Source organism: Streptomyces atratus, from assembly GCF_900119365.1.
GTDB lineage: Bacteria > Actinomycetota > Actinomycetes > Streptomycetales > Streptomycetaceae > Streptomyces > Streptomyces atratus_B.
Genome location: NZ_FPJO01000026.1, coordinates 22188 through 46937 on the forward strand (window position 1 = coordinate 22188; position 24750 = coordinate 46937).

General features: G+C 70.3%; 21 protein-coding genes, 4 tRNA genes, 1 other RNA gene and 1 pseudogene. 12 read left to right on the forward strand and 15 right to left on the reverse strand.

All coding sequences use genetic code 11. The features are described from left to right. Nucleotides 1-322 precede the first annotated feature (322 nt). Genes BT364_RS30990 through BT364_RS31010 form a run of 5 tightly spaced genes read right to left on the reverse strand, consistent with a single transcriptional unit; the run spans nucleotide 323 to nucleotide 2855 of the window. On the reverse strand, nucleotides 323-718 hold the full coding sequence (locus tag BT364_RS30990) for an NUDIX domain-containing protein (RefSeq protein ID WP_256260293.1): 396 nt from the start codon (nucleotides 716-718) through the stop codon (nucleotides 323-325). 5 nt (nucleotides 719-723) lie between these two features. After that, a complete protein-coding gene (locus BT364_RS30995) occupies nucleotides 724-1845 on the reverse strand; it encodes an adenosylhomocysteinase (RefSeq protein ID WP_072488557.1) in 1122 nt (373 codons plus the stop codon). 52 nt (nucleotides 1846-1897) lie between these two features. Continuing rightward, nucleotides 1898-2182, reverse strand: a complete 285-nt coding sequence (locus BT364_RS31000) for a hypothetical protein (protein WP_256260294.1) — start codon at nucleotides 2180-2182, stop codon at nucleotides 1898-1900. Next, entirely contained in the window at nucleotides 2179-2430 is a 252-nt protein-coding gene (locus tag BT364_RS31005) for a hypothetical protein (RefSeq protein WP_371268668.1), read from the reverse strand. The genes BT364_RS31000 and BT364_RS31005 overlap by 4 nt, the downstream gene beginning before the upstream one ends. Continuing rightward, the gene (locus BT364_RS31010; protein WP_072488560.1) at nucleotides 2427-2855 is read right to left on the reverse strand and encodes a hypothetical protein; all 429 of its coding nucleotides are present in this window, start codon (nucleotides 2853-2855) and stop codon (nucleotides 2427-2429) included. Before BT364_RS31010 ends, BT364_RS31005 begins: the two co-directional genes overlap by 4 nt. A 152-nt stretch (nucleotides 2856-3007) precedes the next feature. Between BT364_RS31010 and BT364_RS31015 the strand changes: the two genes are divergently transcribed. The 3 genes and pseudogenes from BT364_RS31015 to BT364_RS31025 all read left to right on the forward strand — a co-directional run. Continuing rightward, a complete protein-coding gene (locus BT364_RS31015; protein WP_072488561.1) occupies nucleotides 3008-4108 on the forward strand; it encodes a helix-turn-helix domain-containing protein in 1101 nt (366 codons plus the stop codon). A gap of 14 nt (nucleotides 4109-4122) precedes the next feature. Further along, nucleotides 4123-4791: a YdcF family protein gene (locus BT364_RS31020; protein WP_072488562.1), complete on the forward strand. Its 669-nt coding sequence runs from the start codon at nucleotides 4123-4125 to the stop codon at nucleotides 4789-4791. Further along, nucleotides 4733-5401: pseudogene (locus BT364_RS31025) on the forward strand (WbqC family protein); the annotation flags it as partial. The gene BT364_RS31020 and the pseudogene BT364_RS31025, both read left to right, overlap by 59 nt. A 2-nt stretch (nucleotides 5402-5403) precedes the next feature. Here the strand turns inward: BT364_RS31025 and BT364_RS31030 are convergent. Together BT364_RS31030 and BT364_RS31035 are read right to left on the reverse strand one after the other, a co-directional pair. Continuing rightward, nucleotides 5404-7080: an Eco57I restriction-modification methylase domain-containing protein gene (locus BT364_RS31030; protein WP_079179704.1), complete on the reverse strand. Its 1677-nt coding sequence runs from the start codon at nucleotides 7078-7080 to the stop codon at nucleotides 5404-5406. Nucleotides 7081-7437: 357 nt separating this feature from the next. Then, a tRNA-Ser gene (locus BT364_RS31035) sits at nucleotides 7438-7525 on the reverse strand. Between the two features lie 143 nt (nucleotides 7526-7668). Here BT364_RS31035 and ffs point away from each other — a divergent pair. The 6 genes from ffs to BT364_RS31065 all read left to right on the forward strand — a co-directional run bounded on the left by ffs (nucleotide 7669) and on the right by BT364_RS31065 (nucleotide 16176). Further along, an RNA gene (gene ffs / locus BT364_RS31040) (signal recognition particle sRNA small type) lies at nucleotides 7669-7763 on the forward strand. 66 nt (nucleotides 7764-7829) lie between these two features. Continuing rightward, nucleotides 7830-10031 carry a DNA polymerase III subunit gamma and tau gene (locus tag BT364_RS31045; RefSeq protein WP_072488563.1) on the forward strand — a complete coding sequence of 734 codons (2202 nt, stop codon included), beginning with the start codon at nucleotides 7830-7832 and terminating at the stop codon, nucleotides 10029-10031. Between the two features lie 116 nt (nucleotides 10032-10147). Next, complete coding sequence (gene purD, locus BT364_RS31050) at nucleotides 10148-11398, forward strand: phosphoribosylamine--glycine ligase (RefSeq protein WP_072488564.1); 1251 nt, start codon at nucleotides 10148-10150, stop codon at nucleotides 11396-11398. 306 nt (nucleotides 11399-11704) lie between these two features. Next, nucleotides 11705-13435 (forward strand): M48 family metalloprotease, encoded by a 1731-nt coding sequence (locus BT364_RS31055; RefSeq protein WP_072488565.1) that lies wholly within the window; start codon nucleotides 11705-11707, stop codon nucleotides 13433-13435. A 240-nt stretch (nucleotides 13436-13675) separates the two neighbouring features. Next, nucleotides 13676-15139 (forward strand): N,N-dimethylformamidase beta subunit family domain-containing protein, encoded by a 1464-nt coding sequence (locus BT364_RS31060; protein ID WP_072488566.1) that lies wholly within the window; start codon nucleotides 13676-13678, stop codon nucleotides 15137-15139. A gap of 122 nt (nucleotides 15140-15261) precedes the next feature. Continuing rightward, nucleotides 15262-16176, forward strand: a complete 915-nt coding sequence (locus BT364_RS31065; protein WP_072488567.1) for a phosphoribosylaminoimidazolesuccinocarboxamide synthase — start codon at nucleotides 15262-15264, stop codon at nucleotides 16174-16176. 62 nt (nucleotides 16177-16238) lie between these two features. On the opposite strand, the gene BT364_RS31070 is transcribed toward BT364_RS31065, so the two are convergent. The 8 genes from BT364_RS31070 to BT364_RS31105 all read right to left on the reverse strand — a co-directional run bounded on the left by BT364_RS31070 (nucleotide 16239) and on the right by BT364_RS31105 (nucleotide 21013). Next, nucleotides 16239-16311, reverse strand: a tRNA-Gly gene (locus BT364_RS31070). A gap of 22 nt (nucleotides 16312-16333) precedes the next feature. Beyond that, nucleotides 16334-16945, reverse strand: a complete 612-nt coding sequence (locus BT364_RS31075) for a response regulator transcription factor (protein WP_072488568.1) — start codon at nucleotides 16943-16945, stop codon at nucleotides 16334-16336. Beyond that, nucleotides 16942-18267, reverse strand: a complete 1326-nt coding sequence (locus BT364_RS31080) for a sensor histidine kinase (protein ID WP_072488569.1) — start codon at nucleotides 18265-18267, stop codon at nucleotides 16942-16944. The genes BT364_RS31075 and BT364_RS31080 overlap by 4 nt, the downstream gene beginning before the upstream one ends. Nucleotides 18268-18286: 19 nt before the next feature. Next, a complete protein-coding gene (locus BT364_RS31085; protein WP_072488570.1) occupies nucleotides 18287-19126 on the reverse strand; it encodes an ABC transporter permease in 840 nt (279 codons plus the stop codon). Beyond that, nucleotides 19126-20139 carry an ABC transporter ATP-binding protein gene (locus BT364_RS31090; RefSeq protein WP_079179705.1) on the reverse strand — a complete coding sequence of 338 codons (1014 nt, stop codon included), beginning with the start codon at nucleotides 20137-20139 and terminating at the stop codon, nucleotides 19126-19128. The genes BT364_RS31085 and BT364_RS31090 overlap by 1 nt, the downstream gene beginning before the upstream one ends. A gap of 132 nt (nucleotides 20140-20271) precedes the next feature. Then, a tRNA-Gly gene (locus BT364_RS31095) sits at nucleotides 20272-20344 on the reverse strand. A gap of 98 nt (nucleotides 20345-20442) precedes the next feature. Beyond that, a tRNA-Gly gene (locus BT364_RS31100) sits at nucleotides 20443-20514 on the reverse strand. Nucleotides 20515-20677: 163 nt separating this feature from the next. Further along, the gene (locus BT364_RS31105; protein WP_177328302.1) at nucleotides 20678-21013 is read right to left on the reverse strand and encodes a histone-like nucleoid-structuring protein Lsr2; all 336 of its coding nucleotides are present in this window, start codon (nucleotides 21011-21013) and stop codon (nucleotides 20678-20680) included. 384 nt (nucleotides 21014-21397) lie between these two features. On the opposite strand from BT364_RS31105, the gene purS reads away from it, so the two are divergent. Genes purS through purL form a run of 3 tightly spaced genes read left to right on the forward strand, consistent with a single transcriptional unit; the run spans nucleotide 21398 to nucleotide 24581 of the window. Further along, nucleotides 21398-21658, forward strand: a complete 261-nt coding sequence (gene purS, locus BT364_RS31110) for a phosphoribosylformylglycinamidine synthase subunit PurS (RefSeq protein WP_176729353.1) — start codon at nucleotides 21398-21400, stop codon at nucleotides 21656-21658. Then, nucleotides 21655-22335 (forward strand): phosphoribosylformylglycinamidine synthase subunit PurQ, encoded by a 681-nt coding sequence (gene purQ, locus BT364_RS31115; RefSeq protein WP_072488574.1) that lies wholly within the window; start codon nucleotides 21655-21657, stop codon nucleotides 22333-22335. Before purS ends, purQ begins: the two co-directional genes overlap by 4 nt. Then, nucleotides 22332-24581, forward strand: coding sequence for a phosphoribosylformylglycinamidine synthase subunit PurL (purL, locus tag BT364_RS31120; RefSeq protein WP_072488575.1), 2250 nt, complete (start codon nucleotides 22332-22334; stop codon nucleotides 24579-24581). The genes purQ and purL overlap by 4 nt, the downstream gene beginning before the upstream one ends. The last annotated feature ends 169 nt before the right edge of the window (nucleotides 24582-24750 follow it).

Consider the following 24750-nt stretch of genomic DNA (forward strand, 5'->3'; position numbering starts at 1 on the left):
CAGGGCCCGGGGCGAGGGGGCCGACAGAGGTCTGTCCGCGCATCCCGCCTCGACCATCCCGGTGGGAGCGGCCGAACCGCTGCGCGGGAATCGACATACCCGCCGCCGGGGGATCCCTGCTGCCCGCCCTCGGCCCGGTCGCGGACTACCTGCGCCAAGTCGACTCCGGGGCCTGTCATTGGTGGAGGCGGCCGCACGGATCGCCGACTCGTTGGCCGGCGGCTCCGCAGCCGACGCGGCGCCCGCCCGTCGCGGAACGGGACGCCCTCGGCGCACTGCAATGCCCACATCCACAAGACCCCGATCTTCTTCGACGGCCGGCTCACCGGACTGCCGATGGGGGCAGCACCTCCGGCGTCGCCTCGGCGACCAGTACCTCGCCCTCGCTGACCAGCGTCACCGGAGGAAGCGTCGAGCCGCCGGTCTCTTCGGCGAGTTCACGGCCGGCGGCTTGCAGGAGGGTGTCGTCGCAGGGCTCGATGTGGCCGCCGGGCAGCAGCCATTTGTCGGTGGCGTTGTGGAGGATGTGCAGGACACGGCCGTCGCGGCCGACGAGGATCGCGCCTGCTGTGACGTGTCCCGGCAGGGACTTGCGGCTGGTGAGGTCGTCGCCGTCGTCGAGGAGGCCCTGGACGATGTCGATTTTGCGCTTGTCCTCGGGGTGCTGGTCGAGGTACGTGGTGATGGTGGTGCGGATGTGGTTGGCCGTGATGGGCATGGTGATCACCTGTTGAAGTAGGAGAGCCAGGTCGCCGTGATGGCCTCGCGGTCAGGTGCGGGGACCTCGTGGATGCCAGGGCGGAGGTCTCCGCGGGTAAGCATCCTGATTGCGGCGAGGATCTCGGCCTGGATCAGGAAGATGAACGGCCCAACGCTCGCGCCGTGGATGAAGTTGACGGCATTGCCGCCGTTCGCCAGATAGAAGTGATGGTCGGTGGTCTGGTAGCGGGTGACGTGGTCGCCGACGACCGTGCGGGTGTAGACGTCCGACAGGCCGGCAAGGTCGAGTTCGTCCTCGCTGGAGGTGACGGTGGCGACGTAGGCGCCGTTGCGCAGGTGAGAGAAGTCGTCGCCGCGCAGGGAGACCGCGCCGGTCGCGCAGAGCACCAGGCCGGCGCCGATGAGCGCGGTCTCGCGATCGCGTGCGACGGTGAACCCCTGGGACAGGGCCTGGGTGCGGCGTACTGGGTCGATGTCGAAGACGGTGACCTGTACGCCCTTGGCGTGCAGGAGCCGGGCGATGGAGGAGCCGAGCTTGCCGAAGCCGATCACGAGGGCGGGGCGGCCGTGGAGGATGTCGCCGCGGCCGCGCATGACGGCCTCGGTGGAGAACACGACGGACTGGCCGACGAGGTAGTCCTCGGGGTCCTTGAGTGGGGAGCGTGCCACCGAGATGACGGGGCAGGGCAGTTTGTCGAAGACTTCGTAGCGGCGGTGGCCGTTCTCGGTGTCCTCGACGACACCGACCAGGCGGCCGGTGAAGCGGCTGTGGATGTCGGTGAGGGTGGGGGCGAAGTAGCCGCCGACGTCGAGGAGGGAGACGGGTTCTCCAGCGGCCCGGGATTCGAAGTAGTCCAGAGCGGAGTCCGGGTCGGTGAACATTTCGCGGGTCAGGGGGTCGACGGCGACGGTCCGCTCGGTCTCGCGCTGGGCAGCCGGGTGGACGGACTTCGGCTTGGGCAGCACCGCCGTGAGCCGCGTCATCGCGGCAACGGCGCGGACAAACGCGGGGCGCTCGGCCAGGAGGTGGGTGATCAGGAACGACGAGGTCTGCTCGTCGGGGGCGAACTGGACGGCGATCCGGGCGAAGTATGCGTCCAGCTTGGCGCGTTCGAATGTTTCCACGGCAGTTGCCTCTCATCCGTATAACCGGGGCCGTGCAGGGAGTTCCAGGGAGTCAGCAGCTGCGGACAAGCCCGAACAGCAGCCGGTCGGCCCCGCTTGCGGTATCCAGGTAGGTGTCGAGCTGAGAGGCGCCGGCGGACTGCGACAGCGGTTCCAGACCGAGCAGGAGAACGGCTGTGCCAGTGCGGGCGACCAGTGCCGCCCAGTCGGGGCGGCTGGGCAGCCGCAGCCTGCGGGAGGCGCCTGGGAAGTGCGGACCGGTGCCCGGCCCGCTCCAGGCGGCGAGCGAGACCAGTAGCCGCAGCTCGGGGCCTGTCGGAGTGAGGAGGGCGCTCACGCGGTCGTCCCTCCTGCGGTCTTGAAACAGGACCAAACGATCTTTCCGAGCGGTGTGCGGTCTTGCACTCCCCACTCGTCGGCGAGCGCGGCCACCAGAACCAGACCGCGGCAGAGGCGGATGTCGTCGATCCGTTCCGAAAGGCCCCATACGGCCAGGGTCTCGGAGGCGAATTCCCTTGCCTGTCCCACGGATTCGGGGCGGGCCCCGAAGAAGCGCTGCACCGTCTCGATCATTGCTGTCCTCATGACTCTGTCTCCAGGAGGCTTGTGGTTCCCGGGCTGTGGCGGCGGGCCACCGCGGTGGAGGCGGCCGGCGGGCATGCGGTGTGGGCCCGGCGGACCAGAAGCAGCCGGGAACCGACCGCCTTAATCCGCCGACCGCGTTCAGCAGCTATCGCCTTCGGGCCGAGGTGTGACGCGGCCGGGGCGAGCACGCCGTAGACATCCGGCAGGGCCAACACGTCCAGCAGGCCGGTAAAGGCCGCGGAGCCGGGGCCGGCACTCGCTTCGCGTTCGGTGAAGACGCCGGACAGCTCCAGTTCGTGGCTGCGGCAGTACTCGGCGAGCGAGGCGATCAGCGCCTCCTGCCGGGCTTCGGAGACCCGCACCAGCCGGAGGAAGCCGTAGACGACAGGCCCGCTGACCAGGCGATATTCCGTGAGGGGTTCCATGCGGGGGACCGTCCAAAGGGTCGACACGTGGTGACGATCCTGAGCATGGAGGTCCCCGAACTCCTGGCCAATCACCTGCCGTTCCACTTCCGTTCCACTTTCGTCCCGCCGCCCACACGCGTCTGCTTCGATGACGGTGGAAGGGAGTGAGCGTGGCAACCGTGCACCACTGGACCGGCTTGGAGGCCAGGGCACTGCGTCTCGCCCTGCGCTTGAGTGTGCGGGCCTTTGCCGAGCACCTCGGCGTGGCCGTTGCGACGGTCTCGAAGTGGGAGGGCAAGCGTGCCGAAACCGAGCCCAGACCCGACACCCAGGCCATCCTCGACACCGCCCTCGGACGTGCGGACGCCACCGCCCACCTGCGCTTCGAGACGCTCCTGTCGGAGATGGCCAGCACCGTGCAAGGTGCCGGACGACGCGTCACTGCTGCCGGCCCCCGAGCCTGGGAGTACGAATCGTGGGCGGAGGACCTGGACCGCGTCGTGGTCGCGCTCTCCCGTCAGTACTTCGCCTTCGCTGACAGCCTGCTCAGTCGCTGGTTGGTGCGGTTCAACGCTCAGGAACTGGACGAAAAGGGCCTGTACCTTTTCGCCCGCTCGACCGCGCTTCTCGGTGACCTCAAACGCGACCAAGGCTCTGTGCTCGGCCCACTCTCCGCCCAGCACTCCTATGCCGGGGCTCGTGCCGTCTTCACCCAGCTCGACATCCCGCGTCGTGTCGCCCAGCTCGACCTCTCCCTCGCCGTGGTCACGGAAATGTCCGGCAAGCTGGAGATTGCCGCCCGCCACTACGAAACCCTCGCCGTCGACGACCGGCTCTCCCTCCGGGACCGCGCCAGGGCCCGTCTGTGGGTGGGCACGGCGCTGAGCAAGAACGGTCGGCACGACTATGCGACCCGCGTCATGCAGGCCGCGACCCGCGACTTCGAGGACCTCACCGAACCCGACGACTGGTCGGTGGCCCACCAGAAACTCGCCCTCGCCCGCCGTGGCGCCGGTGATCTCACCCAGGCTCTGCACTTCATCGACATCGCCCGCAGCAGCGGAGCCACCGACTCCCCGATGCAACGCGTACGGCTGGACACTGCCCACGGCCACATCCTGCTCTCCGACGCCGCGACCCGGGATGATGGACTCCACATCCTCGATCAGGCCACCCGCACGGCCGCGCAGTACGGACTCGTGCACCAACTGCGCAGCATCGAGGGCATCAAGGCCATGAACGACGGGCCGACCGGCCCCCGGCGACGGTGACCAGGGAGAGACGCGTGAGCGACAACCAGCAGGCCATCACCGAGGACCAGTGGCGCCGGGCCGCGCTTATCTGGGACTACCACCAGATGCACCACCAGCTGCGGCCCGTCGACGTGGCGATCGGGCTGGGTAGCCACGACCTCGGAGTCGCCACCCACTCCGCCGAGCTGTACCGCGCCGGGCTGTTCCCGACCCTGGTCTTCACCGGCGGCAACAGCCCCACCACCGCCAAGGTCTTCCCGCGCGGCGAGGCCGTCCACTTCCGCGAGCACGCCATCGACCTAGGCGTTCCCGCCGAGGCGATCCTGCTGGAACCGGACGCCGGCAACACCGGGCAGAACATCACCCTCTCCCGAGAGGTCCTCGCCGCCGCCGGCATCACCCCGAAGACGGTGCTGCTGGTCTCCAAGCCCTACATGGAACGGCGGTCGTTCGCGACCGCCCGCGAGCTGTGGCCCGACATCGAGATCCTTTGCGCGTCGGAGCCGCTGGAGTTCGACGACTACGTGAAGTCCATCGGCGACGAGAAGCTCGTCCTGGACATGCTCGTCGGCGATCTCCAGCGGGTCATCGAGTATCCGAAGCTCGGATTCGCCATCGAGCAGGAGGTCCCGGAGGACGTGCATGGAGCCTACGAATCCCTCATCCGTGACGGCTTCACCAGCCGTCTCATCTCTTCCTGACCTGCCGGAGCCGGGCGGGCTGTGCGCAATCCACCAGCCCAACCTGTTCCCGAGACTGACCACGCTGGCCAAGCTGTTCGCGGCGGACTACTGGATCGTCCTGGACGACGTTCAGTTCACCCGCCGCGACTACGAGCACCGAGCCCGCCTCGGGGCCCTCGACGAACCAGATCGTCAGCAGTGGCTCACCATCCCCACACGCCTTCCCTACGGGCGGTCGACTCTCATCCGGGACGCGTTGATCGACGATCCCAGCCGAGCCCGCCGGAAAACCGCAGGGGTGCTGCGGCAAAACTACGGAACGAGTCCACACTGGACGGCCCTCACCCGGGTCCTGGGCGAGGTGCTGGACACCTTCGACACCGGCAGGACCGCCGCCGTCGCCGAAGCCTCCACCCGCCTGCTTCTGGACCTACTCGGCTGGCAGGGCCAGATCCTCGCCAGCAGCGATCTGCCCTCCCGGCCGGGACGCTCCCAGCGGCTCGCGGACCTCTGCGCCGTTACCGGCGCCCGCACGTACGTGTGCGGGACCGGCGGCATGGCCTACCTCGACCCGGCGCCGCTCGCCGTCGAGGGCATCGCCGTCATGCCGTTCCAGCCGCCGACGACCAACTAGTCAGGCAGCTCGGCCAGTCCGTAGACGCGCAAGGCGGCCTCCGTGGCGGCCTTCACATCGCGCTTGTCGAAGGCATCCGCGAGGGCGTCTCGGTCGCTTTCGCTGATCGATGCCGGGTCGGGCACGCGGATCTTGCGGAGGTACTGCGCCTGGAACCGAAGGGTTCCCCCGCGCATCTTGACCGCGTATGCCTCCACGAACGCTTCTGCGACCTTGGACAGCAGCAGACCACCGAGTACGCGCATGTCCCAGACGTCCGAGACGATGAAGTAAAGGTTGTGGTGAGGGTACAGCGCACCTTCATCGAGGACCGGATGGATCGTCAGTTTCATGTCCGGAAACAGCAGCTTAGGGCGCCGCGTCAGACGGTGGTCGACCTTATCGATCGTCTTGTACCAGCGCTGAGGCTGCTTGACCGCGACGTATCGCTTGCGGAGCGCAGCACCGTGCTCCTTGAAGTACGAGGCGAGGTGGGGGTAGGCAGTGAGGTCGACCAGGTCACCTTCGGCTGTCCACGGGTTGATCAGGTAGGTGCCGTTCCAGTTCAAGGTGCCGCTGGTGGTGTCACGGACCATGGCCATAGGCAGTAGCCGGTCGCTCTCGACCAAGGTGTCGTCGTCGGTGAGGAAGACCTTGTCGGCGCCGGTGGCGATGCCGATGCCGACGCGGGTCCCGGTCTGGCTGTCCTCCAGGAGCCGGAAACGTGCGGCGAGTTCTTCAAGGAAGGCCAGCCTCGCCGGTGAGGCGGCCGGCCATGAGTCCTCGCCGGGGAACCAATGCGGCATGCGGGCGGCCTGGAACACCGGGGTAGTGATCGACTCCAACGCGTCCTTCACGTACCAGGCGGCGAAGTCGTTGGCCTGAGCGCTGCCGAATGCCCGAGTGGTGTCCGCTGCCACTGCTTCGCCCTGGGGCCGATTCGAGATGATCGTGATCGCTGGATAGGCCGAAACCTGATCCTCGAAGGCATCTACGTCGTGCATGACCAGAGCCAGGTCCATGCTGAAGTGGCTGGTTACCAGCTGTCGGAGACGACGGCCGTACTGGTTCCGCATCCAGCGATCGGCGCAGATGAAGCCGAGCTGCCCACCAGGGTTGAGGCTTCGCAGCGCAACCTCGTAGAAGCCGATGTAGATGTCCGCCCTGCCACCCATCGTGGAGCAGGCGCTGCGGTAGGCAGCCATCCGGTCGTCGGGGACATCTTCGAGACGGATGTACGGGGGATTGCCGACCACGTAGTCCGCTCGGTGGTCTGCATCGGGTTGGAGCAGGTAGTCGCCTTGTTCGACCCAGGCGGCTGCCACCTGGCGGGCTTCCTCAGCCTGCCACCCTTCGCCTGCCAACTGCCTCTCGATGACCGTTCGGCTCTGCTGGACATTGCGGTCCAACAGGTCCAGGGCGCGCACGGCCGCCGTCGCGTCCCCGAGGGGGCGATGGTGCGTACGGCAGGAGGCGCTGATCCGTGACGCGACAGCGACTAGGAAGGCGCCCGATCCGCAGGCCGGCTCGACGAGCTTCACGTCGCAGAGGTCCTTATCGGCTGTGTACCCGATGAGGTCGAGGATCAGTTCGACCACCCAGCGTCGCGTGAAGACCTCACCGTGCTCCACGGCCTCCGCGGGGACAGCAGGAAGGGTGCGGAGGGCGGTGTCGAAGAACAGGGGAGTGGCCACATCTCGACCCTACTAGGGAGAATTTCGGCCGCGTGAGTTATCCACAGGGGCGTAAGTGCTCAGCTGCCGGGTGTGGATCCGGGTTTGCTCGGCCCTGATGCGGTGGACCCGTATGGTGCTCTCACGGTGGCGCGAACAGGAGTGCCCCGTCCGCTGCCGAAATGCGATGGGCAGTTGCCGCTGCGGCGCACTGCTCCTGAAGCTGGGTTCGGATGGCGACGGGAACGATGTCGCGGAGCGAAGGCGGACGGGAGTCCGCCGAGGAAACCCGGTCTGGCCGGCTAACTGAGACCACCAACGTCGAAGGCCCCCGCAGCGAGCTGCGGGGGCCTTCGACGTATTGCCCGGTGAGAGCAATGGCGGAGGATACGAGATTCGAACTCGTGAGGGGTTGCCCCCAACACGCTTTCCAAGCGTGCGCCCTAGGCCACTAGGCGAATCCTCCGCGGCAAACAATACAAGACGTTGAGGAGTGCTCGCGAACCCGTTCCCCTCGGACCTCCCTCGGACCTCTCTCGGGCTCGTGCGCGGGGTCTCCGGTGGGTGGGGGAGTGGACCGGCAGGGGTGGGGATCGGCTAAGGTGGGCGTCAGCCCCTCACGTGGCGCTATCTGACTGAACTCCCCCAGGGCCGGAAGGCAGCAAGGGTAGGTCGGCTCTGGCGGGTGCGTGAGGGGCCCTTGCGTTTCCGGGGCGGTGCTTCGTACGGTCCGGGGCCGGTTGTCGGTCCGCCCGGATAACCTCGTATGTGTGTCGTCCCTTGCGCTGTACCGCCGCTACCGCCCCGAGTCGTTCGCCGAGGTCATCGGGCAGGAGCATGTCACCGACCCGCTGCAGCAGGCGCTGCGGAACAACCGGGTCAATCACGCGTACCTGTTCAGTGGTCCGCGCGGCTGCGGCAAGACGACCAGCGCGCGCATCCTGGCCCGCTGCCTGAACTGCGAGCAGGGGCCGACGCCCACGCCGTGCGGGGAGTGCCAGTCCTGCCGGGACCTCGCGCGCAACGGGCCGGGGTCGATCGATGTCATCGAGATCGACGCCGCGTCGCACGGTGGCGTGGACGACGCCCGTGATCTGCGGGAGAAGGCGTTCTTCGGGCCCGCGTCGAGTCGTTACAAGATCTACATCATCGACGAGGCGCACATGGTCACGTCGGCGGGGTTCAACGCCCTGCTGAAGGTGGTCGAGGAGCCGCCGGAGCACCTGAAGTTCATCTTCGCGACCACCGAGCCCGAGAAGGTCATCGGCACGATCCGGTCGCGTACGCACCACTACCCGTTCCGTCTCGTGCCGCCGGGGACGCTGCGCGACTACCTCGCCGAGGTCTGCGGCAGGGAGAACAGCCCCGTCGAGGACGGTGTGCTGCCGCTCGTCGTGCGGGCCGGGGCCGGGTCGGTGCGTGACTCGATGTCGGTGATGGACCAGCTGCTGGCCGGCGCGGGCGACGACGGTGTGACATACGCCATGGCGACCTCGCTGCTCGGTTATACGGACGGCTCGCTGCTCGACTCGATCGTGGACGCCTTCGCGGCGGGCGACGGGGCCGCGGCGTTCGAGGTCGTGGACCGGGTGATCGAGGGCGGCAACGACCCGCGCCGCTTCGTCGCCGACCTCCTGGAGCGGCTGCGCGACCTGGTGATCCTGGCCGCCGTGCCGGACGCCGGGGAGAAGGGGCTGATCGATGCCCCCGCCGATGTCGTCGAGCGGATGCAGGCCCAGGCGTCCGTCTTCGGTGCCGCGGAGCTGAGCCGCGCCGCCGACCTGGTCAACGAGGGGCTCACGGAGATGCGCGGGGCCACCTCGCCGCGTCTCCAGGTCGAGCTGATCTGCGCCCGGGTGCTGCTGCCCGCCGCCTTCGACGACGAGCGTTCGCTGCAGGCCCGGCTCGACCGGCTGGAGCGGGGCGCCTCCTTCGCGACCACCGGCCCGGGGCCCGCCATGGGGTACGTACCCGGGCCCGAGGCCCTGTCCCACGCACCCGCGCCCGCCGCGCCACCGGCACCCGTCGTGCAGCCCGGTGCGGGACCCGCCGCCGCGCGTGCCGCGGTACGGGGCGAGGAGCCCGCGCCGGTCCAGGCACCGCCGCCCGCCCCCGCCCCGGCCGTGGCCCCGCCCGCGGCCCCCGTCGCCCCGCAGCCGCCGGCCGTGGCCCCGGCTCCGGCGGGCGGTCAGCGTCCCGGTGCCTGGCCCACCGCGGCCGCGCCGGAATCGGGCCGGCGCCCCGGCGGCTGGCCGACCGCTTCCGCCCCGGGCCAGTCGCCCGTTCCTCAGGCCGCCCCGGCCGCCGCTCCGGCCCAGGCCGCGCCCCCGGGGCCGGCCGCCGCCGAGCCGAGTCCGGGTATGGCGCAGGGCGTCGGCCAGGTGCGGAACATGTGGCCGGACATCCTGGAGGCAGTGAAGAACCGCCGCCGGTTCACCTGGATCCTGCTCAGCCAGAACGCCCAGGTCACCGGCTTCGACGGCAGCACCCTCCAGATCGGCTTCCTCAACGCCGGCGCCCGCGACAACTTCGCGAGCAGCGGCAGCGAAGACGTGCTGAGGCAGGCCCTCGCCGAGCGGTTCAACGCGCAGTGGAAGATCGAGGCCGTCGTCGACCCCTCGGGCGGCGCCGGTGCACCCCCGCAGACCGGCGGCGGCCGCCCCGCCGCCCCGCCCGCGCAGCAGTACCAGACCCCCGCACCCCAGCAGAGCTACGAACCCCGCCCGGCCGCTTCTCCGCAGCAACAGCAGCCGAGCCACCAGCAGCCGGGTCACCAGCCGTCGGGTGCCGCGTCCGCCGCGGAGCCCGCACCGCAGCCGTACTCCGCGCCCGAGCCGCCGCGCGCGGTCGCCCCCGAGGACGACACCCCCGAGGCCGACGACCCGGACCTCGTCGACTCGGCGCTCTCCGGGCACGACCTGATCGTCCGCGAGCTGGGCGCCACGGTCGTCGAGGAGTTCACCAACGAATAGCGGGCGGCGGCCGGGGTGCGCCCCGGCGGCCCGAGGCGTCCGCCGCGGCTCCCCGGGGTGTCCACGGAGCGGCGTCCCGTCAAGGGTGCCGCGCCCCGGCGGCTAGGCTGCACCCCGTGAAGGTCCTCGTCATCGGCGGCGGCGCCCGCGAACACGCCCTGTGCCGCTCTCTGTCCCTCGACCCCGACGTCACCGCTCTGTACTGCGCTCCCGGCAACGCCGGTATCGCGGAGGTGGCCGAACTGCACCCGGTCGACGCCCTCGACGGCGACGCCGTCGCGCGCCTCGCCACCGACCTGGGCGCCGAACTGGTGGTCGTCGGCCCGGAGGCGCCGCTCGTCGCCGGGGTCGCCGACTCCGTGCGCGCCGCGGGCATCCCCTGCTTCGGCCCCTCCGGCGAGGCGGCCCAGCTGGAGGGCTCCAAGGCGTTCGCCAAGGACGTGATGGCCGGGGCCGGCGTCCCGACCGCCCGTAGCTACGTCTGCACCACCCCGGCCGAGATCGACGCCGCCCTCGACGCCTTCGGCGCCCCGTACGTCGTCAAGGACGACGGTCTCGCCGCGGGCAAGGGCGTCGTCGTCACCGACGACGTCGAGGCGGCCCGAGCCCACGCCCTGGCCTGCGACCGCGTGGTCATCGAGGAGTTCCTCGACGGCCCCGAGGTGAGCCTCTTCGCGATCACGGACGGCACCACCGTGCTGCCGCTCCAGCCCGCGCAGGACTTCAAGCGCGCCCTGGACGGCGACGAGGGCCCGAACACCGGCGGCATGGGCGCGTACTCCCCGCTCCCGTGGGCCGACCCCAAGCTGGTCGACGAGGTCATGGACTCGGTGCTCCAGCCGACCGTCGACGAACTCCGCCGCCGCGGCACCCCGTTCTCCGGTCTGCTGTACGCGGGCCTCGCGATCACCTCGCGCGGCGTCCGGGTGATCGAGTTCAACGCCCGCTTCGGTGACCCCGAGACCCAGGTGGTCCTGGCCCGCCTGAAGACCCCGCTGGCCGGTGTCCTGCTCGGCTCCGCCAACGGCACGCTCGACGAGCTGCCCCCGCTCAAGTGGCGCGACGAGGCCGCGGTCACCGTGGTCATCGCCTCGCACAACTACCCGGGTACGCCGCGCACGGGCGACCCGATCGAGGGGCTCGACGAGGTGGCGGCGCAGGATGCCCCGCACGCGTACGTCCTGCACGCGGGCACCAGGCGGGAGGGCGACACGATCGTCAGTGCGGGTGGCCGGGTGCTGTCCGTGACCGCGACCGGCAAGGACCTCGCGAGCGCCAGGGAGCGCGCCTACACGGCGGCGGCCCGGATCCGGCTCGACGGCTCGCAGCTCCGCACGGACATCGCCCGGAAGGCCGCGGAGGGCTGAGACGGGTCGCGGAGGGCCCAGACCGTTCTTCCGCATCCCGTACCCGCATCCCGCCCGCGCCCGCGCCCTCGCCGACCCGCTCCGACGCGCCGCTGCCTCAAGGACGGCGGCGCGTCAGCACCTTTGCCCAAAGCCATTCCATCGAGTGACGGCTGAGCCATCCGGATGACGCCCGCCGAGGCCCCAACTAGGGTGCGGCGCAAGCATTCCGGCACTTGGCCCACTGGCATTGCGATGTCAGTGACGGGTGCCACAGTGGGGGAGTGAACAACACCGCCGCGGGGGCAGAGGGGGTGACGTCCGGCCGTGTCCGGTACCGGTACAAGTGAGGAGCTGGGTGCGCCGAGTGCGCGTGCCCGAGCTCATGCCCTGCTGCGCATCCGCGGCAGGGCGACAGCCGCGGCGATCCTGCCGGCGGCGGTGGCCGTCGTGCTGCTCGTGGCGGGCGCCCAGGGCCTCGCCGTGGGCAGCGGCTGGGACACGGCGCGCTGGGCCGTGTCGGTCTGCGCGGTCGTCGTGCTCCTGCTCGCCGCGGCCGTCGGGGTCGCGATCGTACGGGCGAGGCCGGCGGTCAGCCCGACCGTCCCGCTCCCCGAGAAGGCCGCCCCCGATCTCTATCGCCTGGTCAGGGACCTCGCCGACCGGCTCGGGGTTCCCGCGCCCTCGGCCATAGCCCTGACACCCGACTGCGACAGCTGGCTGGAGGACCGCACCCACCCGTCGGCGCAGCCCGCCGCGGGCCCCGGCGCGGATCAGGCGGCGCATTCCGCGGCCCGGACCCGCCGCCGGGTCCAGGCGGCCCCGGTGCTGGTCATCGGATCCCCGTTCCTGTGGTGGATGCGGGTCGCGGAGCTACGGGCGGTGCTCGCCCCGGTCGTCGCGGGCACGGGCCCGTCCGCGCATCCCGACATAGCCGCGGCCCGCCGCTTCGTGCGGGGGCTCGACGGCGCGGTCGCCGATGCCGCCGCACCCGTGCCGGGACCGCTGGCCGGGGTGCGCAGAGTGCCCCGTGCCTTCGTGGGGTGGATCGCCAGGCTGCTGCTGCGCAGTTGTCGCAGTCATGCGGCGGAGATGGAGCGGAGCGTCGCCGCCGCCGCGTCGGTCCGTGCACAGGGTGTGGACCACGGTCTGCGGATCGTCGCCCAGGAGCAGGTCGGCCTCGCCTACGCGGGCTGGGACCGGCTGCTCACCCGGGTCGCCCTGCCCGCCTGGCGGATGGGCCGCTGGCCGTCCCGGCTGGACGCGGGCGTGGTGTCCGCACTCACCGAGCTGTCCCGGCGCGACCGGCTCGCCGACGGATTCGCCTCCCGGCTCGGCGAGCGCCCCGCCTGCGACCTCCTGGAGGAGCCGGGCGCGGCCGACGAGGCGGCATCGCTGCTGGCGGCCCGGCTGTTCCACGGCGGCCCGGCCCGGCCGGGTCCCGACTGGTCGCCGGTCGACTGGCAGCAGTACCCGGACGAGGTCGTCGACCGGAAGTGGCGCACCGATGCCGCGCGCCTGCACCGCGTCCTCGACTCGATGACCGCCGCGCCCGCCCCGGCGGCGGGGCCCGCCATGGGGGTGCCCACGCTGGCCCGTGTCGTCGAGCATCTGGCGGGCCGGGCCGGGGGAGGCGAGGAGCTCGCCGCCGGGATCAGTGCCGCGGTGGCCTGCGAGGAGGAGTCGGCCCAGCAGCACCGGGCCAGTGGCGCGTCCGGTCCGACGGGCGCCCCGGCCGCTGCGGGCACCGGCGGGAATGCCCCGGATCCCTGGGGTCCCGACCCGCTCCCGCTCTTCCTGCTCCAGCCGCCCCGTACGGGTACGGAGCTGCTCGCCGACCACGTCGTGGCGATGGTCTGCTGCGCGGCGGTGGACACGGCCGGCGCGGCGCCCGGCCTCGACTGGCTCGACGGCCCCGCGCTGCTGGTCGACGGCGAGCGCCGGGCGGACCTGGGCAGTCCCGTCCTCAGCCTGGTGGAGGACGGGGACGCGGAACCGCTGCGTACCTGGCTCGCCTCGATCGGCGTACGCACCGACAAGCCCGTGCGCCTCGTCTGACCCGCCAGTCCCGTCCGTCACACCGAACACCCGGAACGGTACGTTCCGTTCACGTCAATTCGCGACGAACGGTGACGGACTGCATGCGTTATGTGATGTGCTGGGGATTGACGCTGACAGTCGGCGCATCGCTGTCGGCGCCCTGATGACGCATGACCACGGGCGATCGACCACCGGCGACCGGCCGTCGGCCACCGACCATCGACTGTTGTCTCGGGGGACTTGAGGGAGGGAAACGGTATGGGGGCGGAGCACATTCGACGGTGGGAGTCGGGTGCCCTCGCGCATGCCGTCTCCGACCCCTTCGGACAGGGCCCCCTGCCCTGGCTGCGCGGCAGTGAGAACTACTTCGACGACACCGGGCAGGTCGTCCCCTGGTACGCCGACCCCGCCCTGGCCCGCGGCTCCACCGACGGCGGCACGCGCACGGCCGACGACGTGCACCGCCAGATCAAGGGCTTCATCTCCACGGGTGCCGCGGCCCCCGGCGAGGCGATCGACTTCCACATCACCGTGGACCCGCCCCAGCAGTTCTCCGTGGACATCTACCGCATCGGTCACTACGGCGGAGACGGCGCCGCCCAGATCACCACGAGCCCCCGGCTCTCCGGCATCGTGCAGCCCGCGCCGCTCACCGCCGACCGCACGGTCTCCTGCCACCACTGGTGGCAGTCCTGGCGGCTGCAGATCCCGAGCTACTGGTCGATCGGCGCGTATGTCGCCGTGCTCACCACGATGGACGGCTACCGCTCCCACATCCCCTTCACGGTCCGCGACGACCAGCCGGCCGATCTGCTGCTGGTCCTGCCGGACATCACCTGGCAGGCGTACAACCTCTATCCGGAGGACGGCCGCACCGGCGCCAGCCTCTATCACGCCTGGGACGAGCAGGGCTGCCTCCTGGGCGAGGAGGACGCCGCGGTCACCGTCTCCTTCGACCGCCCCTACGCGGGCGCCGGTCTGCCGCTCCACGTCGGCCATGCCTACGACTTCATCCGCTGGGCCGAGCGGTACGGCTACGACATCGCGTACGCCGACACCCGCGACCTGCACGCCGGCCGCGTCGATCTGGCCCGCTACCGGGGCCTGGTCTTCCCCGGCCACGACGAGTACTGGTCGGTGCCCATGCGCCGCACGGTCGAACGCGCCCGCGACGGCGGCACCTCGCTGGTCTTCCTCTCCGCCAACACCATGTACTGGCAGGTCGGCCTCGCCCCGTCGCCGTCCGGCGTCCCGGACCGCCTGCTCACCTGCCGCAAACGGCGCGGCCCGGGGAAGCCCGCCCTCTGGCGCGAGATCGACCGCCCCGAGCAGCAGCTCCTGGGGATCCAGTACGCGGGCAGGGTCCCTGACCCCCATCCCCTGGTCGTACGGAACGCCGAGCACTGGCTCTGGGAGGCGACGGGCGCGGGAGAGGGCGACGAGCTCGACGGCCTGGTCGCCGGCGAGGCCGACCGCTACTTCCCGCGCACCGCACTCCCCGAGCACGAGAGCCGCATCCTGCTCGCCCACTCCCCGTACCTGGACAGCGAAGGCGTCAAGCGTCACCAGGAGACATCCGTGTACCGGGCCCCGTCCGGCGCGATCGTCTTCGCCTCCGGCACCTTCGCCTGGTCCCCGGCACTGGACCGCCCCGGCCATGTGGACCCCCGCATCCAGCGGGCCACCGCCAACCTCCTCGACCGCATCTGCAAGCGCGACTGAACCTCGCCCGAACCGCTCCTGGGCCCACAGCAGTCGGCGCCACGGACGCCCCCGCTCCACCCCACCGCACCCCGATACGGGAGAATCGGAACGACTCCTGGATCAACCTACGCGGAGGCAGCGTGTCCGGATTTGTAGAAAAGCCCGAGCCAGTGCAGGTCCCGGGGCTCACCCACCTGCACACGGGCAAGGTGCGCGACCTGTACCGGAACGAGGCGGGCGACCTCGTCATGGTCGCCAGCGACCGCATGTCCGCGTACGACTGGGTCCTGCCGACCGAGATCCCGGACAAGGGCCGAGTGCTCACCCGGCTCTCGCTCTGGTGGTTCGACCAGCTCGCCGACCTGGTGCCCAACCACGTCCTGTCCACGGAGCTCCCCGCCGGAGCCCCCGCGGACTGGGCCGGCCGCACCCTGATCTGCAAGTCGCTGCGGATGGTCCCGGTCGAGTGCGTCGCCCGCGGCTACCTCACCGGCTCCGGCCTCGTCGAGTACAAGGAGTCCCGTACGGTCTGCGGTCTCGCGCTGCCCGAGGGGCTCGTCGACGGCTCCGAGCTCCCGGCGCCGATCTTCACCCCCGCCACCAAGGCGGCCGTCGGTGACCACGACGAGAACGTGAGCTTCGAAGAGGTGGCCCGCCAGGTCGGCGAGGAGACCGCCGACCTGCTGCGCGGCACCACACTGGACGTCTACAGCAGGGCACGTGACATCGCGCGCGAGCGCGGCATCATCCTCGCCGACACGAAGTTCGAGTTCGGTTTCGCCCCCACGGCCGACGGCGGCGAGGAACTGATCATCGCGGACGAGGTGCTGACCCCGGACTCCTCACGCTTCTGGCCCGCCGCCGCCTGGGAGCCCGGCAGGGCCCAGCCCAGCTACGACAAGCAGTTCGTCCGGGACTGGCTGACCTCGCCGGCCTCCGGCTGGGACCGCAAGAGCGAGCAGCCGCCGCCGGCGCTGCCCCAGGAGATCGTGGACGCGACCCGGGCGAAGTACCTGGAGGCGTACGAACTCCTCACCGGCACGCCCTGGCAGTAGGGCCCGCCGAAGGAACACGAAGAAGCCCCCGGCCGGAAGGCCGGGGGCTTCTTGCTGAACCGAGCGGACGACCAGGTTCGAACTGGCGACCTCAACCTTGGCAAGGTTGCGCTCTACCAACTGAGCTACGTCCGCAAGCGCCGAAGCGCGAGGACCACTATACCCATCCACGCTGCCGTGCGAGACGCACCGCGGCATGGCGATTCTCCGCCCCGAGCTTCGAAGCGGCCGCGGAGAGGTAATTCCGCACCGTTCCCTGCGACAGCGACGCCCGCTCCGCGATCTCCGCGACGGGGGCTCCGTCCGCCGCCAGCTCCAGCACCTCGGTCTCGCGCGCGGTCAGCGGAGAGTCCCCGGCGGAGATCGCGTCGGCCGCCAACTCCGGGTCCACGTAACGGTTTCCGGCATGCACGGTGCGGATGATCCCGGCCAGCTGCCGGGCGCTGACGGTCTTCGGAACGAAGGCCCGCACACCCGCCGCGAGCGCCCGCTTGAGGTGTCCGGGCAGGCCGTGGCTGGTCACGATCATCGTCCGGCAACCGGGCAGTTCGGCCCGCAGCGATGTGGCGACACTCACACCGTCGGCGCCCGGCATCTCCAGATCGAGGACCGCCACATCGGGCCGGTGGGCCCGAGCCATGGCCAGCGCCTCCGGGCCGGTCGCCGCCTCCGCGACCACCACGAGGTCGTCCTCCAGGGCCAGCAGCGCGGCCAGCGCGCCCCGGATCAGATGCTCGTCGTCGGCGAGCAGCACCCGTACGGTCGTCATCGTCGTTCCTCCTGAAGGACGGGTGCCTCCCGGGCGGCAGGTGGCTTCTCAAGGCGGGGTGAGGACGCCGCCGGGCCGAGCGGAATCGTCGCCGTGAGCCGGAACAGGCCGTTCCCCGCCGGACCCGCGTCCAGCGAACCGTCGACCACCCGCAGCCGCTCCCGCAGCCCGGCCAGCCCGGAGCCGCCCGGCCCGGAACCGTCGCCCGCCCCGGAACTTCCGTCCGCTCCCGTGGCGGCCACCGCCGCCCCGTCGTTCTCCACCAGCAGCACGGCCGCCTCCGCCGAGGCTCTGAGCCGGATCGTGCAGTGGCGCGGGTCGCCGTGCCGCAGCACATTGGTCGCCGCCTCCCGCACGACCCAGCCGAGCGCCGACTGCACGGGCGCGGGCAGCCGGTCGCCGGTGTCGCCCGTCACTTCGCACTCGATCCCGGCCGCACTCAACACCCCCCGGGCGCCGGCCAGCTCCGTACTCAGATCGGCCTCCCGGTATCCCCGTACGACATCGCGCACCTCCTGTTGCGAGGTGCGGGCTATCCGCTGCACCTCGATCATCTGGTCCACCGCCTCCGGCCTGCCGCGCTGTGCCAGCTCCACGGCCAGTTCGCTCTTCAGCGCGATCACGGCGAGATTGCGGCCCAGTACGTCGTGCAAGTCCCGCCCGAACCGCAGCCGTTCCTCGGCGACCGCGAGCCGGGCCTGAAGATCCCGGGCCTCCTCGGCCTGCCACATCACGCCCAGGCTCCAGGCACTGGGCCGTACGGAGATCAGGACGAGCACGCAGCCGAAGAGCGAGGTCGGCACCACACCGGCCAATGTTCCGCCCCGCACTCCGACCGCGGCGAAGACGCCGATGCTCAGTGCGGTGACGGCGAACGACTGGATCAGGAAGGTGCGGACCGGTACCAGCAGGGTCTGCGTTATCGCGAATGCCACCGGTGCGTTCGAGACCATGATGAGCAGCCCGGGGGCCTCGATCCCGTCCACCGCGGCCATCGTCGCCAGCAGCCCCAGGTTCACCAGCAGCAGCACCAGTGGCGGCAGCTGCCGCCGCCGGGGAAAGACGGCGGTGCCGAGGTAGTGCGCGTACGACAGCTGGACGTTGCGGTTGCTCAGCAGGCACTGCACAAGGCTCACGAGCAGCAGTGCCACGCCCAGGGCGATCGGGAGCGGCTCATGGCGGATGTCCGACTTGAAGGGGGCCAGCTGCCACGCCAGGGTGAAGATCCAGGGGATCACTGAGAGGGTCAGCCGCGAGTAGAGGTCGATCCGCTCCAGCTTGCTGCGCTTCTGCCAGCTGCGGCGCCAGCCCCGCACGAGCACAGACACGGCATGTCCCTCCTCAGCGTCGCGGATCCCAGCGGAACCGCCGTTGCACAGCAAACACGGCGAACGCGGTCCAGGCCAGCCCCGTCAGAGCGGCCACGAGCAGGTCGGAGCCCTCGGCCCCGCCCAGCCAGCCCGTCCGCACGAGCGTCATCACCCCGGTCACCGGCAACAGCTCGCACACGGACGCCATCGGGTCGGGCATGATCTCCAGCGGCACGAAGAGCCCCGAGCCCATCATCGAGATGAAGAACAGCGGGAGGGTGGTGAGCTGCGAGGTCTGCACGGTGCGGGTCACCGCGGAGGTGGCCGCGGCCAGTGCCGCCAGCAGCACCACGCCCAGCAGCAGGCCCGCCACGAGCAGTTCGGGCCGCTGCGGGGCGGCGAGGCCGAAGAAGGCCGTCCCCGCCACCACGATCACGGCGGTCTGGGCCAGAGCCAGCGCGACCGACGGCAGGGCGGTCCCGACGAGGATCTCCCGGTCGGTGACCTCGCCGGTACGCAGCCGCTTCAGGACAAGGTCCTCGCGCCGCGCCACATAGGACGAGACCAGGTTCATGTAGACGGCCTGGATCAGCACGATGCCGATGCCGCCGGTGAGCGCCGCCGCGGCGACGGACAGGCCGGTCCCGTCGAGAACGGACTGCTTCAGCGTCGACTTCATCGCCAGGACCATGGCGGCGGGCATCAGCAGCGAGACGAACACCGCCGTCCGGTTGCGGGCGAGCAGGGCGACTTCGGCGCGCCCGAGGGCGGTCAGCCGGCCCCGGAGCGTCGTGCCGGCCGCCGCGCTCGTGGCGGTCGTACCAGTCGTCGTGCCGGCCGCCGCGCTCCTGCCGGTTGTCGTGGTCGTCATCACGCAGCCACCTTTTCGGACTCCGACGCGCTCTGCGCGATATCGAGAAACGCCTCTTCGAGCGAGGCCGAACGGGCATCGAGCCCGAGCAGCCGGACGCCCGACTCCCTTGCCCAGGTCAGCAGTTCGTCAAGGGACTCCTGCAAGCGGTGGGTACGGATCTCGATCCGGTGGCCCTCGGCGGCGGCCCGCAGCCCCAGTGGAAGCCGGGCCGGCGGTACTCCCTGCGGCAGCTCGAAGCGGATGCGGGCGGGGCGGGCGGCCGTCACCTCGGCGGTGGTGCCCGCCGTCACTATCCGCCCCCGGTGCATGATCGCCAGCCGGTCGGCCAGCGTCTCGGCCTCCTCCAGGTAATGCGTGGTGAGCAGGACGGTGGTGCCGCCGTCCCGCAGCTCGCGGACCAACTCCCAGGTGTCCCGCCGCCCTTCGGCGTCGAGCCCGGTGGTCGGCTCGTCCAGGAACAGCACCTCGGGCCGGCCGAGCAGGGCCAGCGCCAGGTCGAGACGGCGCCGCTCGCCGCCGGAGAGCTGTTTGACCCGCACCCGTGCCCGGTGGCCGAGCCCGACCAGCTCCAGCGCCTCACCGGTCGGGCGCGCGCCGCTGGTGCAGCCCGCCCACATCCGTACCGTCTCGGTGACCGTCAGTTCGGACGGGAAGCCGCCCTCCTGGAGCATCACCCCGATCCGCGGCCGGACGGCGGCGCGCTCGCGGAACGGGTCGTGGCCGAGTACCCGGACCGTGCCGGTGTCGGGCCTGGCCAGGCCCTCCAGCAGCTCGACGGTGGAGGTCTTCCCGGCACCGTTCGTACCGAGCAGGGCGAAGAGCTCGCCGCGCGCCACCGAGAAGGAGACACCGGCCACGGCCTCGAAGCCGCCCGCATAACGCCGCCGCACACCGGCCGCCTCGATCACCGCACCGGAAGCTGAGACGGAGGTGGGGGCGGATGAGGAGGCAGATGTGGCGGGTGCCACAGCCCGGTCCGCGCGGTTGCTTGGAAGGTCTTCGCTGGTCATGCCTACAGATTTCCGCGGGACCGGCGACCAGATCAGTGCGAGCTGTCATCACTGCTCATGACAAACGTCATGTGATGAGGAGCACGGCGAAGGCCCTGGTCGATATCGACCAGGGCCTTCGTTTCGATCAAGAGCGGACGACGAGATTCGAACTCGCGACCCTCACCTTGGCAAGGTGATGCTCTACCAACTGAGCCACGTCCGCATTGCTGCCGCTCATTGTACTCCTCGAAAGGAGGTCCATCGGGCGGTGCGAGCATTACTCTACCTGATCCACCGGAGTGGTCGATATGAGCGCTGCAGAGCGGGTGACAGGAATTGCACACTGCGCCTTCCCCCTGGAAGGGGGATGTTCTGCTACTGAACTACACCCGCACGCTGCGTGAGGTTCGGCTTTGCGGCCTTGCCCCTCGGCGTGCTCCAGACTTTAGCCGACCTGCAGGGGTGTAGCGCAAGTCGGTGCCCGCAGGGTGTCGCCGAAGGGGTCCGCGGCGGCTCCCGGCGGGCGGTGCGGACGGGGCCGGACCGGGCCGGCCGGTCAACTCGCTTCGCGGAACGCCTCGTAGACCTTCTTGGGGATCCGGCCGCGGGCAGGCACCTCCATCCGGTGCGAGCGGGCCCAGGCGCGCACCGCCGCAGGGTCGGGTGCGAGCGAAGTGTGCCGGTACGAGACGGGGGTCTTGCCGCGCCTGCCGACGTTCGTCCGCTTCCGGCCCGCCGCCATGTACGGCGCGAGGGCCTTGCGCAGTTTCTTTGCATTGGACTGATTGAGGTCGATCTCGTACGACTTCCCGTCCAGGGCGAAGCTGACCGTTTCCGCCGCGTCTCCCCCGTCGATGTCGTCGGAGAGCGTGACCACTACGCGTTGAGCCACGGATATCGGTCCTTTCCTACGGTATCGGCGCGTCCGATGTGCACCGATACCGGCCTTCCGGCTGCCAGGCGGATACGGCGTCGACGGTTGCCGACTGTTTAGGGTCAATGCTGCATTCCCCGGTAATCATTTGTACAGCGGTGGGCGCCGCATTGTGAAGCCCACCCAATTACCTCCGCGTGTCAGCCTTCTATGTGTGCTGCTGGTGAGGATCTTTTTTTGCAGGACTTTCCCCATGTGTTGTCCCGTCCGATATCTGGGCGTGATCAAGGGTTCTGGATATCTACCCGCGTAGAATTTCCGGCCAGGTACGCTGAGGGGACCTGCGGGGGTCTGGGGAGCCCCCCGGAGAAACAGCCGCACCACACCAAACCGGGAGTGCCAGTGGCACGCGTCGTAGTCGACGTCATGCTCAAGCCCGAGATCCTCGACCCGCAGGGACAGGCGGTGCAGCGCGCACTGCCCCGTCTCGGCTTCGAGGGAATCGCGGACGTACGTCAGGGAAAGCGTTTCGAGCTCGAGGTCGAGGGGCCGGTCGACGACGCCGCCCTCAGCCGTATTCACGAGATGGCCGAGACTTTCCTCGCCAACACCGTCATCGAGGACTTCACCGTGAAGGTGGAGAAGGCCGAGGAGTCGAAGTGACTGCTCGTATCGGAGTCGTCACCTTTCCCGGCACGCTCGACGACAAGGACAGCCTGAGGGCCGTACGGGTCGCGGGCGCCGAACCCGTATCGCTGTGGCACCGCGACAAGGACCTGCACCAGGTCGACGCGGTCATCCTGGCGGGCGGCTTCTCCTACGGCGACTATCTGAGGGCCGGCGCGATCTCCCGCTTCTCGCCGGTCATGGAGACCGTCATCGAGCAGGCGAAGGCAGGGATGCCGGTCCTCGGCATCTGCAACGGTTTCCAGATCCTGACCGAGGCGCATCTGCTGCCCGGCGCGATGCTGCGGAACAACCACCTGCACTTCATCTGCCGCGACCAGAAGCTGCGCGTCGAGAACGCGGAGACCGCCTGGACCTCGGACTACTCCGCGGGCCAGGAGATTTCTGTACCGCTCAAGAACATGGACGGGCGTTACGTCGCCGACGAGCGCGTGCTCGACGAACTGGAGGCGGAGGGCCGGGTCGCCTTCCGCTACCTGGACATGAACCCCAACGGCTCGCTGCGCGACATCGCCGGCATCACCAACGCCGCGGGCAATGTCGTCGGCCTGATGCCGCACCCGGAGCACGCCGTCGAGCCGCTGATCGGAACCGGCCGCACCGACGGTCTCGGTTTCTTCACCTCGATCATCAAGAAGCTGGTCAACGCATGAGCCTGGATACGGTCAAGCACGCGGCCGAGACCCCGGACGTCGCGCAGCCCTGGAAGGAGCTCGGCCTCAAGGAGGACGAGTACGCCCGGATCCGCGAGATCCTGGGCCGCCGTCCCACCGGCGCCGAACTCGCCATGTACTCCGTGATGTGGTCCGAGCACTGCTCGTACAAGAGCAGCAAGGTCCACCTCAAGCAGTTCGGCGAGAAGGTCCCCGTCAACGACGCGATGCTCGTCGGCATCGGCGAGAACGCCGGTGTGGTCGACGTCGGTCAGGGTTACGCGGTCACCTTCAAGGTCGAGTCGCACAACCACCCCTCGTACATCGAGCCCTACCAGGGCGCGGCGACCGGCGTCGGCGGCATCGTCCGCGACATCCTCGCCATGGGCGCCCGTCCGGTCGCCGTCGTCGACCCGCTGCGTTTCGGTGCGGCCGACCACCCCGACACCAAGCGCGTCCTGCCGGGCGTCGTCGCGGGCATCGGTGGCTACGGCAACTGCCTGGGTCTGCCGAACATCGGCGGCGAGGTCGTCTTCGACGCCTGCTACCAGGGCAACCCGCTGGTCAACGCCGGCTGCATCGGTGTGATGAAGCACGAGGACATCCACCTGGCCAAGGCCTCCGGCCCCGGCAACAAGGTGATCCTCTACGGTGCCCGCACCGGCGGCGACGGCATCGGCGGCGTCTCCGTGCTGGCCTCGGAGACCTTCGAGTCGACCGGCCCGGCCAAGCGCCCGGCCGTCCAGGTCGGCGACCCGTTCCAGGAGAAGCTCCTCATCGAGTGCACCCTGGAGATCTTCAAGGAGAAGCTCGTCGCGGGCATCCAGGACCTCGGCGGCGCCGGGCTCTCCTGCGCCACGTCCGAGCTGGCCTCCGCCGGATCCGGCGGTATGCGCGTCGAGCTGGACACCGTGCCGCTGCGCGACTCCTCCCTCTCGCCCGAGGAAATCCTCATGAGCGAGTCGCAGGAGCGCATGTGCGCGATCGTCGAGCCGCAGCACGTCGAGCGCTTCCTGGAGATCTGCGAGAAGTGGGACGTCATCGCCACCGTCATCGGTGAGGTGACCGAGGGCTCTCAGCTGGAGATCTTCTGGCACGGCGAGCAGATCGTCGACGTGCCGCCGCGGTCCGTGGCCCACGAGGGCCCGACGTACCACCGTCCGTTCGCCCGCCCGTCCTGGCAGGACGCGCTGCAGGCCGACGACGCGGGCAAGCTGGCCCGGCCGGCGAACGGCGCGGAGCTGCGCGAGCAGGTCCTCAAGCTGGTCGCCTCGCCGAACCAGGCGTCGAAGTCCTGGATCACCGACCAGTACGACCGGTTCGTGCAGGGCAACACCGTGCTCGCGATGCCCGAGGACGCCGGCATGGTCCGGATCGACGAGAAGTCGAACCTGGGCGTGGCCATGGCGACCGACGGCAACGGCCGGTACGCCAAGCTCGACCCGTACACCGGTGCGCAGCTCGCGCTGGCGGAGTCGTACCGCAATGTCGCCGCCTCCGGCGCCAAGCCGCTGGCCATCTCGGACTGCCTGAACTTCGGTTCGCCCGAGGACCCGGACGTCATGTGGCAGTTCGCCGAGGCCACCCGTGGTCTCGCGGACGGCTGCCTGGAGCTGGGCACCCCGGTCACCGGCGGCAATGTGTCGCTGTACAACCAGACCGGTGAGACGGCGATCCACCCGACGCCGGTCGTGGCCGTGCTCGGCGTGATCGACGACGTCAACCGGCGTACGCCGGTCGCCTTCGCGGAAGAGGGCCAGCTCCTCTACCTGCTGGGCGACACGCGTGAGGAGTTCGGCGGGTCGGCCTGGTCCGAGGTCGTCCACGGTCACCTCGGCGGCATGCCGCCCGAGGTGGACCTGGGCCGCGAGAAGCTGCTCGGCGAGATCCTGATCTCGGCCTCCCGCGACGGCATGATCGACGCGGCGCACGACCTCTCCGACGGCGGTCTGATCCAGGCGGTCACCGAGTCCTGCCTGCGCGGCGGGAAGGGTGCCCGGCTGGTCGTGCCGGACGGTCTGGACGCGTTCACGTTCCTCTTCTCCGAGTCGGCGGGGCGCGCGGTCGTCTCGGTGCCGCGGAGCGAGGAGCTCCGCTTCAACGACATGTGCGGTGCGCGGGGTCTGCCCGTCGCCCGGATCGGTGTCGTGGACGGCGAGGAGATCGAGATCCAGGGCGAGTTCAGCATTCCGCTGAGCGAGCTGCGTACGGCGCACGAGGCGACCATTCCGGCTCTGCTCGCCTGACGTACCTGTTCCTGACGAGGACGGCCCCGCCCCGTTTCATGGGCGGGGCCGTCCTCGTACGGTCCGGGTGCGGAATTCCGGCGGAATTCGGTTTCATCGGTGGAGCGGAGTGAGTGACTGCGGCGTGGTGAATTCGGCGGCATTCACGGCCGCCATTCCGATCGCCATC

Excerpts from the sequence above, each read along its gene's own strand:
- BT364_RS30990 (WP_256260293.1), bottom strand. The coding sequence starts at position 718 with ATGCCCATCACGGCCAACCACATCCGCACCACCATCACCACGTACCTC.
- BT364_RS31005 (WP_371268668.1), bottom strand. The coding sequence starts at position 2,430 with ATGAGGACAGCAATGATCGAGACGGTGCAGCGCTTCTTCGGGGCCCGC.
- BT364_RS31010 (WP_072488560.1), bottom strand. The coding sequence starts at position 2,855 with ATGGAACCCCTCACGGAATATCGCCTGGTCAGCGGGCCTGTCGTCTAC.
- BT364_RS31060 (WP_072488566.1), top strand. The coding sequence starts at position 13,676 with ATGGGGGCGGAGCACATTCGACGGTGGGAGTCGGGTGCCCTCGCGCAT.
- BT364_RS31075 (WP_072488568.1), bottom strand. The coding sequence starts at position 16,945 with ATGACGACCGTACGGGTGCTGCTCGCCGACGACGAGCATCTGATCCGG.
- BT364_RS31085 (WP_072488570.1), bottom strand. The coding sequence starts at position 19,126 with ATGACGACCACGACAACCGGCAGGAGCGCGGCGGCCGGCACGACGACT.
- BT364_RS31090 (WP_079179705.1), bottom strand. The coding sequence starts at position 20,139 with ATGACCAGCGAAGACCTTCCAAGCAACCGCGCGGACCGGGCTGTGGCA.
- purL (WP_072488575.1), top strand. The coding sequence starts at position 22,332 with ATGAGCCTGGATACGGTCAAGCACGCGGCCGAGACCCCGGACGTCGCG.